At 26.5% G+C, this 17,963-nt stretch carries 19 protein-coding genes and 1 tRNA gene; 19 read left to right on the top strand and 1 reads right to left on the bottom strand.

The window, feature by feature from the left end; genetic code table 11:
- Window positions 1–19 precede the first annotated feature (19 nt).
- The 4 genes from NNC19_RS01755 (at window position 20) to NNC19_RS01740 (ending at window position 2,985) form a co-directional block, all read left to right on the top strand.
- Window positions 20–91 (top strand) — tRNA-Glu (locus NNC19_RS01755).
- 365 nt (window positions 92–456) lie between these two features.
- A complete protein-coding gene (locus tag NNC19_RS01750; protein WP_310936875.1) occupies window positions 457–1,308 on the top strand; it encodes a transporter substrate-binding domain-containing protein in 852 nt (283 codons plus the stop codon).
- A 64-nt stretch (window positions 1,309–1,372) separates the two neighbouring features.
- On the top strand, window positions 1,373–2,257 hold the full coding sequence (locus NNC19_RS01745) for an ABC transporter substrate-binding protein (protein WP_310936874.1): 885 nt from the start codon (window positions 1,373–1,375) through the stop codon (window positions 2,255–2,257).
- Between the two features lie 338 nt (window positions 2,258–2,595).
- Window positions 2,596–2,985 carry a metal-dependent hydrolase gene (locus NNC19_RS01740; protein WP_310936873.1) on the top strand — a complete coding sequence of 130 codons (390 nt, stop codon included), beginning with the start codon at window positions 2,596–2,598 and terminating at the stop codon, window positions 2,983–2,985.
- Window positions 2,986–3,051: 66 nt separating this feature from the next.
- Here NNC19_RS01740 and NNC19_RS01735 read toward each other — a convergent pair whose 3' ends face one another.
- Complete coding sequence (locus NNC19_RS01735; RefSeq protein WP_310936872.1) at window positions 3,052–3,840, bottom strand: helix-turn-helix transcriptional regulator; 789 nt, start codon at window positions 3,838–3,840, stop codon at window positions 3,052–3,054.
- A gap of 194 nt (window positions 3,841–4,034) precedes the next feature.
- On the opposite strand from NNC19_RS01735, the gene NNC19_RS01730 reads away from it, so the two are divergent.
- From NNC19_RS01730 to NNC19_RS01660, 15 genes are all read left to right on the top strand, one after another.
- Window positions 4,035–4,826, top strand: a complete 792-nt coding sequence (locus NNC19_RS01730; RefSeq protein WP_310936871.1) for a lipid II flippase Amj family protein — start codon at window positions 4,035–4,037, stop codon at window positions 4,824–4,826.
- Window positions 4,827–4,967: 141 nt separating this feature from the next.
- Entirely contained in the window at window positions 4,968–5,336 is a 369-nt protein-coding gene (locus NNC19_RS01725; protein WP_310936870.1) for a phage holin family protein, read from the top strand.
- A gap of 349 nt (window positions 5,337–5,685) precedes the next feature.
- Window positions 5,686–7,326, top strand: a complete 1,641-nt coding sequence (hcp, locus tag NNC19_RS01720; protein WP_310936869.1) for a hydroxylamine reductase — start codon at window positions 5,686–5,688, stop codon at window positions 7,324–7,326.
- Window positions 7,327–7,628: 302 nt separating this feature from the next.
- Window positions 7,629–7,862, top strand: a complete 234-nt coding sequence (locus NNC19_RS01715; protein ID WP_310936868.1) for a DUF2249 domain-containing protein — start codon at window positions 7,629–7,631, stop codon at window positions 7,860–7,862.
- Between the two features lie 135 nt (window positions 7,863–7,997).
- Entirely contained in the window at window positions 7,998–8,231 is a 234-nt protein-coding gene (locus tag NNC19_RS01710) for a DUF2249 domain-containing protein (protein ID WP_310936867.1), read from the top strand.
- Between the two features lie 144 nt (window positions 8,232–8,375).
- Window positions 8,376–9,128: a DUF438 domain-containing protein gene (locus tag NNC19_RS01705; RefSeq protein ID WP_310936866.1), complete on the top strand. Its 753-nt coding sequence runs from the start codon at window positions 8,376–8,378 to the stop codon at window positions 9,126–9,128.
- A gap of 184 nt (window positions 9,129–9,312) precedes the next feature.
- The gene (locus NNC19_RS01700; RefSeq protein WP_310936865.1) at window positions 9,313–9,948 is read left to right on the top strand and encodes a hypothetical protein; all 636 of its coding nucleotides are present in this window, start codon (window positions 9,313–9,315) and stop codon (window positions 9,946–9,948) included.
- A gap of 25 nt (window positions 9,949–9,973) precedes the next feature.
- A complete protein-coding gene (locus NNC19_RS01695) occupies window positions 9,974–10,522 on the top strand; it encodes a hemerythrin domain-containing protein (RefSeq protein ID WP_310936864.1) in 549 nt (182 codons plus the stop codon).
- A 150-nt stretch (window positions 10,523–10,672) separates the two neighbouring features.
- Complete coding sequence (locus tag NNC19_RS01690) at window positions 10,673–11,428, top strand: nitroreductase family protein (RefSeq protein ID WP_310936863.1); 756 nt, start codon at window positions 10,673–10,675, stop codon at window positions 11,426–11,428.
- Window positions 11,429–11,882: 454 nt separating this feature from the next.
- Window positions 11,883–13,535, top strand: a complete 1,653-nt coding sequence (locus tag NNC19_RS01685; RefSeq protein WP_310936862.1) for an FHA domain-containing protein — start codon at window positions 11,883–11,885, stop codon at window positions 13,533–13,535.
- Between the two features lie 18 nt (window positions 13,536–13,553).
- Complete coding sequence (locus tag NNC19_RS01680) at window positions 13,554–14,603, top strand: AAA family ATPase (RefSeq protein ID WP_310936861.1); 1,050 nt, start codon at window positions 13,554–13,556, stop codon at window positions 14,601–14,603.
- A gap of 354 nt (window positions 14,604–14,957) precedes the next feature.
- Window positions 14,958–15,191, top strand: coding sequence for a tetratricopeptide repeat protein (locus tag NNC19_RS01675; RefSeq protein ID WP_310936860.1), 234 nt, complete (start codon window positions 14,958–14,960; stop codon window positions 15,189–15,191).
- Window positions 15,192–15,425: 234 nt separating this feature from the next.
- Entirely contained in the window at window positions 15,426–15,674 is a 249-nt protein-coding gene (locus NNC19_RS01670) for a tetratricopeptide repeat protein (RefSeq protein WP_310936859.1), read from the top strand.
- A 208-nt stretch (window positions 15,675–15,882) separates the two neighbouring features.
- On the top strand, window positions 15,883–16,704 hold the full coding sequence (locus NNC19_RS01665; protein WP_310936858.1) for a pyridoxamine kinase: 822 nt from the start codon (window positions 15,883–15,885) through the stop codon (window positions 16,702–16,704).
- Window positions 16,705–16,989: 285 nt separating this feature from the next.
- Complete coding sequence (locus tag NNC19_RS01660) at window positions 16,990–17,874, top strand: tetratricopeptide repeat protein (protein WP_310936857.1); 885 nt, start codon at window positions 16,990–16,992, stop codon at window positions 17,872–17,874.
- Window positions 17,875–17,963: the final 89 nt, after the last annotated feature.

Here is a 17,963-nt window from a genome sequence, read left to right as displayed (position 1 = left end):
ATATACTAATTCATGTTCTGGTCTATTGGTCAAGCGGTCAAGACGCCACCCTCTCACGGTGGAATCAGGGGTTCGATTCCCCTATGGATCATTATATAACTCACAACCTTAGATAATGTTAAGGTTTGTGGGTTTTTGTTTTGTATATATCTAATTATAAAGCCTTACTTTAAAATTAGTGTAACATGCACTATGGTTCCAATTTTAGTTATATTATATTTTAATTATTCTACGAATCATTCTTAACTCACAAATCTTAAATAGTATTAAGGTTTGTGAGTTTTTTGATGAAATTTTGTTTATTATCTTAATTTTCGTGTAAATAAGGAAAATGAATTACAAAAAGAATAATTACACAAGTCAAGAGGAAATATAGAAATATGTGATTTAGTTATTATATTGTTAAAGAACTATCTAAATAGTATTTTTTTATAATAAAATTAAGGAGGGGTCTAATTGAAGAACTGGTTTAAGTTTCTGATTCCTTTGACTGTTATACTTAGCCTAAATACTAATATAGGAAATTCAATAGTACAGCTACCAGATGAGAATAAGATATCAACACAGAATGTAGATAGATTGCAGAAAATAAAAGAAAAGGGAGTATTGACAATACTATCATCTAATAATGAACCATACTCTTATAAAAATCCTAGAACTGGTGAATTTAGTGGCATAGATGCAGATATTATACGAGAGGTAGCTAAACGTTTAGGAGTTAACAAAGTGGAGGCAAGATATACTTTGTTTTCTAATTTATTTGAAGATTTAGTCAAGAGTTCTGACATTGATATGATAGTAGATGGAATAACCATAACAGATGAGAGAAAACGATTAGTGGATTTTACCATACCCATTTATGATGCTAGAGATGGAATATTAACTAGAAAAGATACAAACATAAATAGTAAGGATGATTTAAAAAATTTAATTATTGGTGTAAATAAAGGTGAAGTGTATGAAGATATAGTTAAAAATTGGAAAGAACAAGGATTTATCAAAAATTATTTGATTTTTGATAATAGGGATTCTTTAAGAATAGGATTGCAGAATAAAACTATAGATGCTATACTTGCTGCAATCACAATAGAACAAAATATTGTTCAAAAAAATCCTAAATCAAACTTTAAAATATTATCTCCAACCCAATATAAATCTGAAAAGGTTGCTACTGTAGGATATCCTTTAAAAAAAGAGGACACTACATTATTAAATGCAATTAATGAGAAATTACAAGAGATGAAGAATGATGGAACTTTGTACCAGATACTTACTAAGTATGGAATAAGAGATCATTATATTCCATAATAATTTATTTATTATATTGGTAAATGAATATTTAAAAAATTAATAAAGCTAAGGAGGAGCCAAATTGAAGAACTTTTTTAAGTTTTTAGTTTCTTTAGTTGTTATAATAAATCTTACAACTAGTGTTGGATACACTTTAATACAACTACCAAATGAAAATAACATACCAATGCAAGAAGTAGATAGATTACAAAAAATAAAAGAGAAAGGGGAATTAACTGTTGCATCCTCAAATGATGTACCATTTGCATATATAAATCCTAAAACTAGTGAATTTACTGGAATTGATGCAGATATTATGAAGGAAGCAGCAAGGCGTTTAGGAATTAATAAAGTAAAAATGAAAGAAGTTCCATTTGATCAGTTATTAAACCAATTAAATGTTGATGAAGATATAGATATAATAGCAGATGGAATGTATGTTACTGAGGAACGAAAAAAATTAGCTTCATTTACAAATATATTGTACAAGGAATCTGAGGCTATTATAACCCCAAAAGTTTCGAAAATTATTTTTAAAGAAGATTTAAAAAATGCAAAGGTAGGGATTGGAGCTTTGAAAGGGACAGTTTACTCAGATTTAGCTAAGAAGTGGGAAAAAGATGGCTCAGTGAAAAATGTAATAACATTTAATAATCAAAAAGATCTATTGAATGCTGTAAATACTGGGAAAATAGATGCTGCTATAACAGATTCCATTGTTGCATCATATTTCATATCACAAGATCCTAAGCTATATTTAAAAATATCATCTGTAAAAGAATATACACCAGAAACACCAGGAAGAATTGCAGCAGCAGTTAGGAAAAGTGATGTAAATTTTCTAAAAGAACTAAATAAAGCAATTGATGATATGAAAGAGGATTTAACAATTCTTAAAATTCTTAGAAAATATGGATTAGATGAAACGTTTATAGTTCCTGTAAAAGATGGCCATATTTCAAATTAATGTTATTTGTCTAGAAAATTTTAAAAAATGAATAGAAAGTAGTCTACTACCTTGCTATATTATTGCTGTAATGGGACTATTTGGGTGATGAAAATAGTTTAATATTATTTTAATGCAAGAAATTATATTTAATATTATATAAAAGATAGTGAGGTAGAAATAGATTCTGATTATTGAAAAACTTAAGTTAGCTAATTCTTTCTTTTAATTTTAAAATATGCGTTAAAGAGTGTGCATTTTCATATAGAATATTTTAAAAGTGTTAGAAAAATGTGGGCTATGTGCTATAATGTACATTTGAAGATAAACAAAGCAGCAACTCAAGGAGAAAAAATATAATGATGAAACAGACACATATAGCAGTGGGGGTAGCAGTAACAATTTCAATAGTTGTACAAGATCCTATAAGTGTTCTTGGTGTTATTGGATCTGTTGCTCCAGATTGGGACAAACCTTTAGGAATGAAACATAGAGAAATAACTCACTCAATATTGGCTCTTGTAATAACGACAGCAGCAATTAATAATTTTAATAAATCAATAGCATTAACATGGGGAATAAGTTATATTACGCATATACTAGTAGATGCTATTACAATAATGGGCGTACCTCTCTTTTTTCCTATAAAAAAGAAGTTTGGGATTAAGATGCTAAAAACTGGGGGAATGGGAGAGTATGTACTGCAGTTTTTAGCTGTAGTGTTTATAATGTATAAATATTTGAAATAGTGCTTAGAGTAAACTTCAATGAATATGTATTATTTGTTGAAGTTTTTGTATAATTTGATAATTTAATCACAAAACTATAGAACAGATGAAATCAAAAGCTTTTTCATCGTCATATGTTGATACTTTAACATTTCCAAATCTATTATTATGTGAATTAAAATTTAATATGTCACTCATTTCTTTATAAAAAGCTTCTCTATCAATTTTATCTTTTGAGAATAAAATCTTTTGACAACAAGGTTTACTGTTAGCGTGTGATGGAAGTAACAGTATAGCAATTCCACCTATATATTTTTTCATATTTACATTTGGTTTTATCATATTAATGTAACACATTCCGTCTTTTTCGCTTGAAAACTCAAAGAAAACTAATTTATCAGAAGTTTTGAAATTTCCATTAAAGCATTTAATTACAGAGTTATTATGAAGTATTTGAAATGATACTTCATTTTCCTTAAAATCAATAATACCTTCTTGAATAGAACCTTCCTTAGTAGTATTTGTTACAAAAAAATACACATAGTATTTATTTCTAAATATGTTTCCAATAGGTTCAATAGAATTTACATTAGATTCTAATTGGCTATATGATAAAGTTTTATGTAATAAATCATTTAAATTTATATTATATACTTTACATATATATATTAATGTTTCTATGGAAGGAAAAGCTACTCCAGCCTTATATTTAGAAAGTAAGTCCTCAGATATACCAATTTTTTTAGATAAATTTTTTTGTGTGCCTTCTAATTGTATTATTTTCTTTAAATTATATACAAAGTTTAAAGAGACTTCTTTATATATGTTATTTTTTAATAACTTTATTTCGTTTAAATTAATGGGATTATTAGTCATCTATTACCTCCAAAAAGTTGAATAGAATTCAAGTGCTTATAATTAAATTTTCAACTTTATTTTTAATTTATATAAATTTATTGAGCATTTACACTTCATATATTACCATAACAAGGAAATATATTAAACAATGAGATTTACAAATATGATTAGTAAAATATTTGTTTAAAAAGAAGAGAGGAATATAGAATTCTATGAGTTTACAAATAATAATTATTTTGATATTAAATTTTATAATTTCAGTAATAGGAACATTAGCTTATTCTATTAGGTTAGTTGGTGTTAGAACAGGAAAAATTGCTATTACTTTATCTGTGTTTAACATATTGACTTTAGTGTCAAGAATAGCAGTAACTTTTCAATCCCCGTTACTTACTAAATTGGTCGAGAATAATTCAAATAATAGTAGTTTAATAGGTACATTTAATTTAATAATTGTTATATCAGGAATAGCTACAATTGTTGCAGCTTTTTTTCTTCCAACATTTCAGAGGATATTTTATAAAGGTGTGTTAAGTTTTTCGGTTGATAAATCAATTTGTAGACTTGTTATGCATAGTTTTTCAAAGGCGGGTATAAACTACATAAAAGATTCTATAGCTATACCAGTAAAAGAGAATATTACAAAAATTAATTACAAAAAAATTCCAAAAAGAATAACCATTTATAATTTAATTGCAGTTTCTTGCATAACTACAGGAAGTTTAGCTCCAATTTATGCAGGTATAATAGCACCTGATTTAAGAGCAACTTGCATAACATTATCTTCAATTATTAATGGAACTGCTACAATTCTTATGTCTATATTTATAGATCCTGAGTTATCAGTTATGACTGATGATGTAATAGAAAAGAAATGTACAGAGCAAGATTTTCGCACATGTATTATGGCTATGGTTGGAAGTAAAGTAATAGGTACATTTGCAGCAGTATTATTTTTTATACCTTCATCATATTTAATTGTATATATTGCAAAAATTATATAATGAAGCAATTAAGTTTTAAATATTCATGTAATTTTTTCATTGTTTACAAAAAAAATAATCAATTAATCAATTATAATAATGTGTAAATTACACATACTATATTCGAAGACCATACAATATCACTTTAAGGGAGGAATGACAATGGTACATAAGGAGCATAGTAGAGAGCATCAAAAAAGTAGTTTCTTTAGTTGGATAGGAAGGTTAATATTAGTTGCGATTGTTTTAGGAATAACATCATTTTTAACTCCAGGTTTCAGTATTACAGGGTTATGGTCATTTTTAATTGCAGCAGTTGTAATAACAATACTAGATTATTTTGCAGAATCATTTATGGGTGTAGATGCATCTCCTATAGGTAAGGGAATAAAAGGATTCGTTATTTCTGCTATTATAATATATTTAGCACAATATTTAGTGCCAAATATGAGTGTGTCCATAATAGGAGCTATATTAGCAGCTATAGTTATAGGAATCATGGATGCTGTATTGCCAGGTAGGGTATTTTAGATATAGCATTTGATGAGAGTTAAAATAATGAACTTAATAAAAACAGTAAAAAAGATGATTTTTATATAATTAAAAATCATCTTTTTTACTGTTTTTATATGTTTTGAATTTATATTTTTATGTTTGAAGTGATAAGCAAGAATTATATTTACTTCAATATAAAAAGAATATTTCAAAAACTTTCAATTTAAAGCTATAGGAAGAGTTTTTATATTTGTGTTACTAATAAAAAATGAAAAAAATTTATAAAGTGTAACATGTGTTACAGAATAAATCAGAGTATTTGAGTATACTTTATCTTGTAGCAAGGAAATAATAATTTTTTTAAGATAAAGTAGGAGGAATAAATATGTCAATGTTTTGTTATCAATGTCAAGAAACTGCTGGGTGTAGTGGATGTACTATAAAGGGTGTTTGTGGAAAAGATGAAAGTGTAGCAAAGGCTCAAGATTTATTAGTATATGCTACTAAGGGATTAGCTTTAGTTAGTACTGAAGGAAGAAAAGTTGGAGTTATAGATAATAAAGTAGATAAGTATATAACTGAAAGCTTATTCACTACAATTACAAATGCTAACTTTGATAGAGATTCTATATTAGAAAGAGTAAAAGAAACAATAAATTTAAGAGATGAACTAAAGAATAGAATTATTGAAGTAGGAGGACAAGTTGCTCAAATAGATGCTGTAACATGGACAACTGGAAATATAGATGAATTTGATAAAAAAGCTGAAACTGTAGGAGTATTAGCAACTGAAAATGAAGACGTAAGAAGTTTAAGAGAACTTATAACTTATGGATTAAAAGGATTATCAGCTTATATGAAGCATGCTATGAATTTAAAATATAATAATGAAGAAGTTCATGGATTTATGGCAAGAGCACTTGCAGCAACATTAGATGATAGTCTATCAGCAGATGATTTAGTAGCTTTAGCTTTAGAAGCTGGTAAATTTGGGGTAGATGGAATGGCGCTTTTAGATAAAGCTAATACTGAGACTTATGGAAATCCAGAAATAACAACAGTGGATATTGGAGTTAGAAAAAATCCAGGAATATTAATTTCAGGACATGATTTAAGAGATTTAGAAATGTTGCTTGAACAAACAGAAGGAACAGGAGTAGATGTATATACTCATGGAGAAATGCTTGCAGGACAATATTATCCAAAGTTTAAGAAATATACTCACTTTGCTGGGAACTATGGTAATGCTTGGTGGAAACAAAAAGAAGAATTTGAAAGCTTTAATGGACCAATCCTTATGACAACTAATTGTGTTGTTATACCAAAGGATTCATATAAAGATAGATTATTTACAACAGGGGCTACTGGAATGCCAGGATGTGCTCATATTGATGCTGATAAGGAAGGAAAAAAAGATTTTTCACAAGTTATTGAATTAGCAAAGAAATGTGATGCTCCAAAAGAGATAGAAAATGGACAAATAGTTGGAGGATTTGCACATAACCAAGTTCTAGCTTTAGCTGATAAGGTTGTTGATGCAGTTAAATCTGGTGCTATAAAGAGATTCTTTGTAATGGCAGGTTGTGATGGAAGAGCAAAATCAAGAAATTACTATACAGAATTTGCAGAAAAATTACCTATGGATACAGTTATATTAACTGCTGGTTGTGCTAAATACAAGTACAACAAGTTAAATCTAGGTGATATTGGAGGAATTCCAAGAGTATTAGATGCAGGACAATGTAATGATTCGTATTCATTAGTTGTAATAGCTCTAAAACTTCAAGAAGTATTTGGATTAGATGATGTTAATAAGCTACCTATATCATACAATATAGCATGGTATGAACAAAAAGCTGTAATAGTGTTATTGTCATTATTATACCTTGGTGTAAAAAATATTCATTTAGGACCAACACTACCAGCATTCCTTTCACCAAATGTAGCTAAAGTTTTAGTTGAAAACTTTGGTATTGGTGGAATAACAAATGTTGAAGATGATATGAAAATGTTTATGGAAGCATAAAATATAATTAAAAAAACCCACAATTAGTCACCAAAATTAATATAAAAAAACAAATTCTAATTACATAATAGTAGTTAGGATTTGTTTTTTATAATCTAAATAAAATTTATTATTCTAATGTTTTATATATCATATAAGGAATACAAATACTTATTCTAGTAGAATCAAATTTATAATTTTTAGTATATTTAAATTTACTTTTTTAAGGATTTAAAAAACATATTTAGATTTTTAATATAAATGCATATTAAAAATTTTAAATAATATTTATAATATATATAAAGATTTAGGAGAAGTTAGGTATGTCTGATTTCATTAAAACTATAGATGTAAGGCTTTATGATGTAAAAGATAAATATACTACAATTTCTGAAAATTTTACTGGATTGACAACAGGGGAAACAATTGAAATTATAAATGACAATGACTTACGAGTTGTACATTATCAATTTTTAATAGAACTTGCAGATAAATTTGAGTGGCAGTATATAGAAGAAGGTCCTGAAGTATGGAGGGTGGCCATTACAAAAAAATAAACTATTAGGGCTATGAAAGGTGGATAATTAAATCTTTTATAGCCTTTTTTATCTCTGAAAATAATAATAAATTACATTAAAATAAGAAATGAAAGAAATACTATATTTTGAAAACATAATGAGGAGGAATTAAGTATGGCAAATTTTGCTGCAACAGTAGATGTGAGAAAATATGAACCAAAGGATAAACGTCCTACAATATTTAGAACTTTTGAAAGTCTAGCTCCAGGAGAAAAAATGGAACTTATAAATGACCATGATCCTCGTCCACTACATGATCATTTTAATGTAGAGATTCCAAATCAATTTGAATGGAATTATTTAGAACAGGGACCAGAAGTTTGGAGAATAGAAATTACTAAAAAATAAATTGTTAAGTGAAAGAGTTTGAATCTTTCACTTAACAGTTAAAAAAATATGCCTATATTTGATTTAAATCACATTCATATAAGTTAAATTTTATTAGAATTTAAGTATAACAATTATAAATTTAAATATAAGGAGAAACTAAATATGGATAAAAATAAAATAGATAATTTAACTAAAGTTTTGGAGAAATTAAATAAAGAAGGCATAACAGAAGAAGTAAGAAAAGAAGCTTTAGATATCGTTTCAAATATAAGTCCTGTTGAACTTTCAATAGCAGAACAAAATTTAATAGAAAAAGGTATGAATCCACAGGACTTAAGACACCTTTGTGATATTCATATGGAAGTCTTAAAAGATGAGTTAAATAAAATTAAAACCAATATAGATTCTGGTCATGTTGTTTATACTTTTATTGATGAGCATGAAAAAATTCTTGGATTTTTAACAGAACTTGAAGAAATAAATTCTAGAATTCAAAAAATAGAAAAATATGATGAAAACTTAAAGATCTTTGAAGAGTTGAAAAATGTTTCAGAGAATATACTAGATGCAGAAAAGCATCATGAACGTGAAGAAAATGTATTGTTCATAGAGATGGAGAATAGAAAAATAACAGGGCCAACTAGAATTATGAGAATGGAACATGATGATTTAAGAGGAAAGAAAAAAATTCTAAGAGATTTATCTTATGGTGTTTCTGAAATGGATTTTAATGAATTTAAGAAAAATGTAAATGAAACAGCAAAATATATTATATTTAATTTAAGAGATCACATATTTAAAGAAAATTATATTTTATATCCTACAGCAATTGAATCTATAAAAGATAAGGCTACTTGGGAAGATATGAAAAGGAGATGTGATGAAATAGGATATTGTGGTTTTACATCTAAATAAAGGATTAATTATATAATAAACAGTCATTTTATCCTCTGCTAGGATGAAGTGGCTGTTTTTATTTATTAAACACATAAAGTATAGAATAAAGGAATTAGATGTAACAAATGTTACCGAATTAAATAAGATATTTGTACTATACTATTATTAAGGATAATTACCATTAAGATTAGGAGGAAAAGAAATGAGTTTATTTTTAGGAAAGATACATTATTGGTTATTTAATAAAATTGTATGGTTTGAAAATTTAGAAAGTGAAATCATAGAGTTAGCTAAAGTTGAAGGGTTAGATACAGAATCTTTAAGAAAAGTTATAGAAGGAAAATATGGTGAAAGAACACCGAATCTTCCACTTGAAGATATGATTGATACTAGTAACATACATGGATGGCTTCAAGGAAAAATACATTCAGCAGAAGGAAGAATGGCTGCTTGGACTACTGAATTTTTAAAAAAAGGTGATGAAGCTAAGAACAAATTAAAAGATTTATATGAAAAGCAAGGAATAAAGGCAGCTGAAGAATTAAAAGAAAATGGAGGAGAAGCTCAAACAGCTCCAGATTTATTTAATGCAATAAATGACTATATATTAGATGGGATGCCATGTGATAGAGTAAATGAAGTTGTTGATTCTGATGAAAATAAAGTTACTTGGGTAAGAACTTTATGTGTTCATAAAGATATTTGGGAGAAGGAATCAGGAGATGTTGACTTTTTCTATCATTTAAGAAGTTTATGGGTTAAAGCTTTTGTAACCAACGTAAATGAAGAATTTGAATATTTAGAAGAAAATGAATCTATGACTATAAGAAGAAAATAATATATTAATTTAGGAGGCAATTACTATGAATGCTCTAGAACTAATGATTGATGAACATAAATATATTAAAAGAATGTTATTAGTGGTTAGAAAAGTATGTTATAAGATAGTTGAAGGTGAAGATGTTAATTATGAAGATTTTTATTCTATAATAGATTTTATAAGAAATTTTGCAGATAAACATCACCATGGAAAAGAAGAACAACTTCTTTTTAATAGAATGGTTGATGAAATTGGGTTAACTGCTGAAAAGCTTGTTAAGCATGGGATGCTAGTTGAACATGATTTAGGAAGACTTTATATCAGTGAGTTATGTACTGCTTTAGAATCTTTAAAAACAGGTAATGATGAGGCTAAGATTGATATAATTGGTAGTGCAATATCATATACAAATTTACTTACAAGACATATAGATAAGGAAGATGGAGTTGTATATAAATTTGCTGAAAAACAATTATCTTCAGAAACTTTATTACAAATAAATAATCAGTGTGAAATTTTTGAAGAAGAAAATTCAGGGGATAGAGAAAAATATATTAATATATTGGAAAAGTTAGAAATAAAATATTCATAGAGTTATGTATAAGTAAAAAAAATTCTAAGATTTTTCTTGGAATTTTTTCATTTATATAAATGATGCAAAATTCAGAAAATACAAAAGTTTTGTGTTTTGCAAGAGAATAGTTTACAATGAGTAGTATATATATAAATTTAGGAGGAAAGTATGAAGTTAGATAAAGCGTGGATGGATTCTATAAATATTAGAACATCTAGAAGAAAATATGAATCAGGAGATATTGAAAGAAGTAAAATAGATAATATAGAAGCTATGATTGAATCAATTAATGAAGAGAGCGGACTTAGAATTAAATTTGTTGAAAATGCATCTGATATACTAAATGGATTTGCTGCTTCTTATGGAATGATAAGTGGAGCAACTTCTTTAATTGCGTTAATTGGAGATTCGTATATGCAAGATTTAAAAAAATACATAGGTTACTATGGGGAGCTTCTTGTACTTGAATGTACTAGATTGGGACTTGGGACATGTTGGATTGGTGGAACATATAATAAGAAAGCTTGCAAGAATAGTGTTAATCTTTCAGATAATGAAGAAGTTGTATGTATAATAGCTGTTGGTGATGTTAATGATGAGAAATCGTTTAAAGAAAAACTAGTGTCAAGATTAAATAGAAAAAATAAAAGTTTTGATGAAACATTAGTTAGTTGTGATGGTGAAGTTCTTCCATGGATAAAAGCAGGTATTGACGCAAGTATTTTGGCCCCTTCAGCTATGAATAAACAGCCAATTGCTTTTTCATTTGTTGATGGGAAATTGAAAGCTTTTGTGATAAAGGAGAATCATGGCTATGAATATGTTGATTTAGGAATAGCTATGGCACATTTTCAATTAGGTGCATTTTCTTGTGGACATGATGGTGAATGGCAAGTTATTAATGGAGAAAACATATTTATGTAAATCTAAACATTTTAATAAGTTAATATAAACATTAAATAAATTTTCCTGATTGTAAAAAATATATTGTTTTATATGCACTTACTTTTTAAGGTTTGGTAGCATTAAAGTGGTGACTTAGTTATTTTCCGTCTCTTTTATTAAGGGACGGTTTTTTATTTTAGGAAAAAATGAATTCATATTATTTGATAGGAGAATAATAAATTTAAAATTTAGAAATCTAAATTAAAAGTTAAAACTAAATCCAGGTATATTTTGGCATGTTATTCCAAGGATATAATCAGTATTATAACAATAAAGTAATTAAATGTAAAGGTTTCGAGATATTTTTTAGGACTTTGGTCTTTAAATCATAGGACTAAGGTCACATTTTCTTCAGATTTAAAGAAAAATATTATAAAAAAAGTTATAATTCTAATATATATATATGGAGCTTAAATATAGGAGGGAAAAATAAATGAAAGTTTTAATTAGTGAAAGTCGTGACCAAAATAGTATTAATTATACATTAGAAGATAAAGAAATTTTTTCAAATGTAGAATATAAGGTTTTAAGAAATGCAGAAACAGATGGCTTTATTAAATGTGTGAAAATATCTCATAATGGAAAATTAAAATTAGTATATGATATTTCATCATATAGAGATCTGCTTTCTTTAACCAGGGAAATGTCTTTGAATAGTTTCTTAACAGTAGTATCAAAATTGTTAACTATTGTGATAAACGTTGGTGAAAAAGGATTAATGCAATACAAAAACATAAATCCTAGTATAAACAATATTTATGTAGATACAACTAACTTAAATGTTTATATGATTTATTTGCCATTACAATATGAAGGTAATGATTCGGAAGATATATTTATAAGAGAATTTAAAAACAATATGATACAGGCTATCAGTCTTAATAGAAATTTTCGAGGAGAGTCTGCAACTATATTGAGAAATAATTTAATAAGTGATAAATCATTAAATGATATATTAAAGGAATTAAATAATAAAGAAAAAGCAGAAAAAGTTCAAAAAGCTCCTGTAAATATAGTTCCTGAAAATATAGCAATCTCAAACATAACGCCTAAGCAAGTAGAACCTCAAAATATAGAGTCTAAACAAGTAAAACCTAAGCAAGTAGAATCTAAACCAATAGAATCTAAACGAGTAGAACCAAAGAAAGTAGAAACTAAAAAAGTAGAATCTAAAAAAATTGAAGGCAAAAATGTAGAATTTACAAATGAATTACCAACAGATTTTATTAGAAGTATGGAAATGACTTCTAAGGTAAATCCTAAAAAGGTGGTAAATGTTGCAGAGATGTCTAAAAAAATCGTATCAGATGAAGTTGAAGATGATATAGTAGGTTCTATGGATACAGATTCTCAAATAGAAGAAAGAAATAAGAAAAAGGGCAAATCATTATTAGGTTCCCTTGATAAATTTTTAAATAAAGCACTTGAAAGTCATGCTCAGATGGATGTTGTAGAAAATTACTATGGTGATTTAGAAAATTCTATAGTAGAAGAAATGAGAGCTAATAGCAAAATACTTTCAAATAGTAGAATTGCTTCAAATAGTAAAATTATTTCCAAACCAGATGAGGAAAAGAAAAGTTTAAGTTCAATAAGTTCAATAAGTTCAGTTAGTAATGCGGATGAAACAACAACAACATTTATGAAAGCATTATCTATATCCAATGATTCGATGCAATCATTTTTAAAATCAGTGGATAATAGAAATTCAAGTATAATTAGTAATGCTAAACCTAAAATGCCAGAATACAAAAGCGAATCAATCCAAGGTGATGGTTCAAAAGCTTTAGTATTAAAAAGAATAAATACTTCTGTTCCGTTAAGTTTTGTAATAAGTAAAAAAGAATATGCAATAGGTTCAAATAAATACATGGTTGATGGGATTATAGATAATAAAGCGGTAAGCAGGCTTCATTGTATAGTAACTGTTAAAAATGATGAATATTATATTCAAGATGTAGATAGTAAGAATGGAACTTTTGTAAATTCAATAAAATTACAAAAAAATGTTATGACTAAGATAAACGTTGGAGATAAAATAAGTATCGCTAATTGTGATTTCTTAGTAAAGGAAATAGAAATTTAAAATATTAGGAGATGGATTATGAGTAAGTTATCAGTAATGTTAGTTGATTTAGATGAAAAATATTTAATGCCAATAGAATTAAAGTTTATTGAAGAATTAGAAGATGAAATAGATATAATGGTTATTTCAGATGAAGATTATTTGGGACAATATTTTAGTTCTCCAAAAAAGATTGATGTTTTATTAATTAGTGAAGATTTATATTCAGATGAATTTTTAAAGCATGATATAGGGAATACATTTATTTTAACAGAAGAAGAAGTTGAAGATGTTTATGGAGGATCAAATATACATAAAATCTATAAACATACAAGTGTTAAAAAGTTATATCTTGAGGTAATGAGTAAAGGGGCTTCAAAATCTATAAAATCGGTAAGTAATAATGAAGAAACAAGAGTACTTATGCTTTATTCTCCATGTGGAGGAAGTGGAAAAACTACAGTAGGAACTGGAATTGCAGCAGCACTTATGGCTATGAATAAGAAAGTACTTTACATATCTACAGACAGTTTGCAAAGTTTCTATTTTGCACAAGAAGAAAAATACTGTAAAGCTGGGTTTGATAGACTTATGATTTCTAGGGATGATAGAATTTTAGATACATTAAGTGATGTTGTTGATAACAATAGCTTTGACTATCTATTGCCATTTAGACAATCATTATCATCATTAAATGTGAATCTTACAGATTATAAATTTTTAATAGATAAGATTAAAGAAACAAGAATATATGATTATATAATTGTAGATTCTTCTACTGAGCTTACAGCAGAAAAGTCTATGCTTATGAATTATTCTGACAAAGTTATGATAGTTACAGGTCAACGTAGAGAAGATAGATTAAAATTAAATTCATTATTTTTTAATGTGGATTGTTCAGATGAAAGTAAATATATATTTATATGTAATAAATATATAGAAAATAAAGAAAACTATCTTATCAAAGATGAAATCCTAAATAGATGTAACATAACAGAATATATTGAGGAATTTGAAGAAGATAAAGTTAACTTACAATTTTTAGCTAGGAATGTTCATTTCAACAAACTTGCTTATATGTTAACTTAAAAGTAAGTCTTAGAAAAGAAATATTTATGAAAAGGCATATTCAGAGAATATGTCCTTTATTCTAATCAAAACAATATTATAAAGTTAATGAAAATAGTTTTTTGAATTATCTATGTTAAACATCAAATGTCGATTTTGAACGAAATGCAGGACCATAGTCTTTAATTTATAGGACTATGGTCACATTTTTTGCATTTTTAGGGAAAATTTAATATTTTTATTATATAATTATGCTATAAAAGAATATTAAACTTACAACTTTCATTCACAATTCATAATATAAACAAAAATTTTAACAATCTAAAATGTAAATTCAACTTATACTAAAGATTAGATGATTTAGGGGGAGAAAATATGGAAGAGAAAATGGAAGTAATAAAGCTTTCAGAAGCGGTTAAATTAAATGAGCAAGGCTCTATCTATATGGAAGCTGAAAATTATGAAGAAGCTATTAAATGTTTTGAAAAAGCAAGAGAAATTGATCCCAAAGCTATTGATGCATATGTAAATTTAGGAATTGCATATGCATCACAAGATAATTTTGATAAAGCATATGAAGTATTTCAAGAATGGTTTTTAGAAAAATAAAAAAAATATATTTTGAATATTTCTTCATTTCATATATAGGACTATAGTTCTATATAAAAATAGGACCATAGTCGCTAAATAATAGGACTATGGTCATAAAAGCAGTAATTCTCGAGATTTTAGATTTTTTTTATTATATAATAAATTTATAGAAAAAGAACTTAAAAAAAGTTTCGGCAACTTTAAAAAAATAGAAAAATGAAGAATAATGACAATAAAGAGAGGGTTGTTAAGATGGAGTTATTAAAATCTTTAAGAGCTGCAGAATTAAATGAAGAAGGTCTAAAACTTATAGATAATGGAAATTACGAAGAAGCTATTAAATGTTTTGAAAAAGCAAAGGAAATAGATCCTAGAAATATGGATTCATATATTAATTTAGGAATTGCATATGCTTCACAAGAAAGCTTTGATAAAGCATATGAAGAATTTCAAGGATGGTTTAATACAAGAGATGAAAAAGTATTATATTCAATTGTTTAATCAATATAAAGTTTCTTTGCTAAAAATGAACAAAATTAAAACCTTTGCGGATATGAATAAAATAGGAACTAATTGATAAGATAGATGGAACCTTAAAAATGGTTTAATCTATCTTTTGTTTTTTTATAAAAGGGAATTGACTTAATTGCTAAATACATATAGTATATATTTTGAAATTGACCATAATAAGGAAGAAGGCGTATTTTATATGAAACCAGTAAAGAGGGTAGCAGTCATACATGATTTAAGTGGAATAGGCAAAGCTGCATTAACAAATGTTTTACCTATATTAAGTATAATGGGGATAGAGGCATGTCCAATACCAACTATGATTTTATCTACACACACTGGTGGATTTGGAACTCCTGAAGTTGTAAAGCTCTCAGGTTTTATAGAACGATGTAATACTCATTATAAGAAAAATGGAATTGAATTTAATTCTATATTTATAGGTTACTTGGGTGGGAAAGAAGAAATTGAATCATCAATTAAATTTATAAAAGAAAATAAATGTTCTAATGTCTTTTTAGACCCTATTTTTGGAGATCAGGGAAAGTACTATTCTAATTTTGATTTAGACTATGTAAACAGCATAAAAAAAATAATTTCATTTAGTGATATAATAACACCTAATTATACAGAAGCGTGTTATTTAACAGGAGAAGATTATTTTGAAGATTGTACAGAATCCAAACTTAAAAGAATATGTGAAGGATTAATAGCTTTTGGTACAAAAAAAATAGTGATAACTAGTGTTCCTTCAAAAAATGATAAACTTTTAGGGGTTGGAATTTATGATGGAGAAAAGTTGAAAATTATTTTTAGAGAAAAGTTAGGAAAATCTTATCCAGGAACTGGAGATATTTTTACATCTGTATTAATAGGAAAAATTTTGAGAGGTTCTAATCTTTATGAGTCTGCATTATTTGCTCATAATTTTGTAAGTAAATGTATAGATGACAGTTCTAAATATAATTATGAAACTAAGGAAGGAGTACTTTTAGAGAGAAATTTGAAGTTCTTACTTTAAGAAAACATAGTATAAAAGGCTATAATTTTTAAATTGAAGCATATAAAAAAGCTGTACTGATGGATATTAATCCATTAATACAGCTTTTTTATACCCTAAAGTCCTATGAGATTTAGGACCTTTGTCTTAACATTAAAGGACTTTAGTCACAAAATTGGATATTTGAAGGAAATTTGTATTTGCTTAATATATAATGAATTTAAGGAATTTAAACAGAGGAAATTAAGATCTTAAAACAAAAAAAGTTAACTATAAATAAGATTCTTAAGAAGGAGAGAGAAGCAAATGATGAGGGAAATTGAGAGAGAAAATTTAAATGTAGAGTATGCATTAAATAATATATGTGGTTCAATAAAATATGAAAATTATGATAAAGCTATTGAAGATTTAGATAAATTTATTAGTAAATATCCATTAGTAGACGAAGGATATCATATTAAGTATAAAGTACATTTCATAAAGAAAAAATATTTAGAAGCTAAAAAAGTAATAGATTATGCTATTATGTTATTTCCAGAAAGTGATAAGTTAAAGCAGGATAAGGTCAAAATTGATGAGTTATTAAATGAATATGAAAATACATTAGCTAAGGTTGAAGAAAAAATAAACAATGAAGAATTAAGAAATTTAAGTTTTGAAAAAGCTAAATCTTATGCTGAAGAGAAGGATACTCAAAATACTATAAAATATTTAGAAGAAGCAATTTCTTATGAGGATGAACAAGTTGATCGTGAAGCAAGATACTGTATTATGAATCAATATCTTAAGGCAAAACAATATGATAAACTTATTGAAAATTCAGAGGTTTTAATAAGCGAAAAAGATTCGAAAAATTCAAATTTAATGTCAGCTTACTATTATAGAGCACTAAGTTATAGAATGTTAAGTAATGAAAAAGAAAACCAATATTATAGAGAAGCTTGTAAAATATATAAAGATGTAACAGAATCGAAACCTAATAATATTGATGCATATTTGCTTAGAGTTTTATGCCATACAGATTTAAAAGAGTATAGTGAAGCTTTAAAATTAATTGATGAAATATTATTAGTTGATAGAAATTGTAAAGCAGCTAAAGATTTAAGAGTGGCTATATATAAAGAAATGGATATAGAAAGAAAAGTAAGGTTATTAAGATATAAAAATATTGATATTAAAAGCAACATTTAATATTAGTAGATGTAAAAGCAGTAAATGGAGAAATCTAAAGTTACTGCTTTTTTTATTATTCACAAATAATTTTTTAGTTTTTTTTAGGC

The organism is Clostridium sp. SHJSY1, assembly GCF_031626875.1.
Lineage (GTDB): Bacteria > Bacillota > Clostridia > Clostridiales > Clostridiaceae > Clostridium.
Note: the sequence above shows the minus strand (reverse complement) of the source record. Positions and strands in the feature narration are given on the sequence as shown.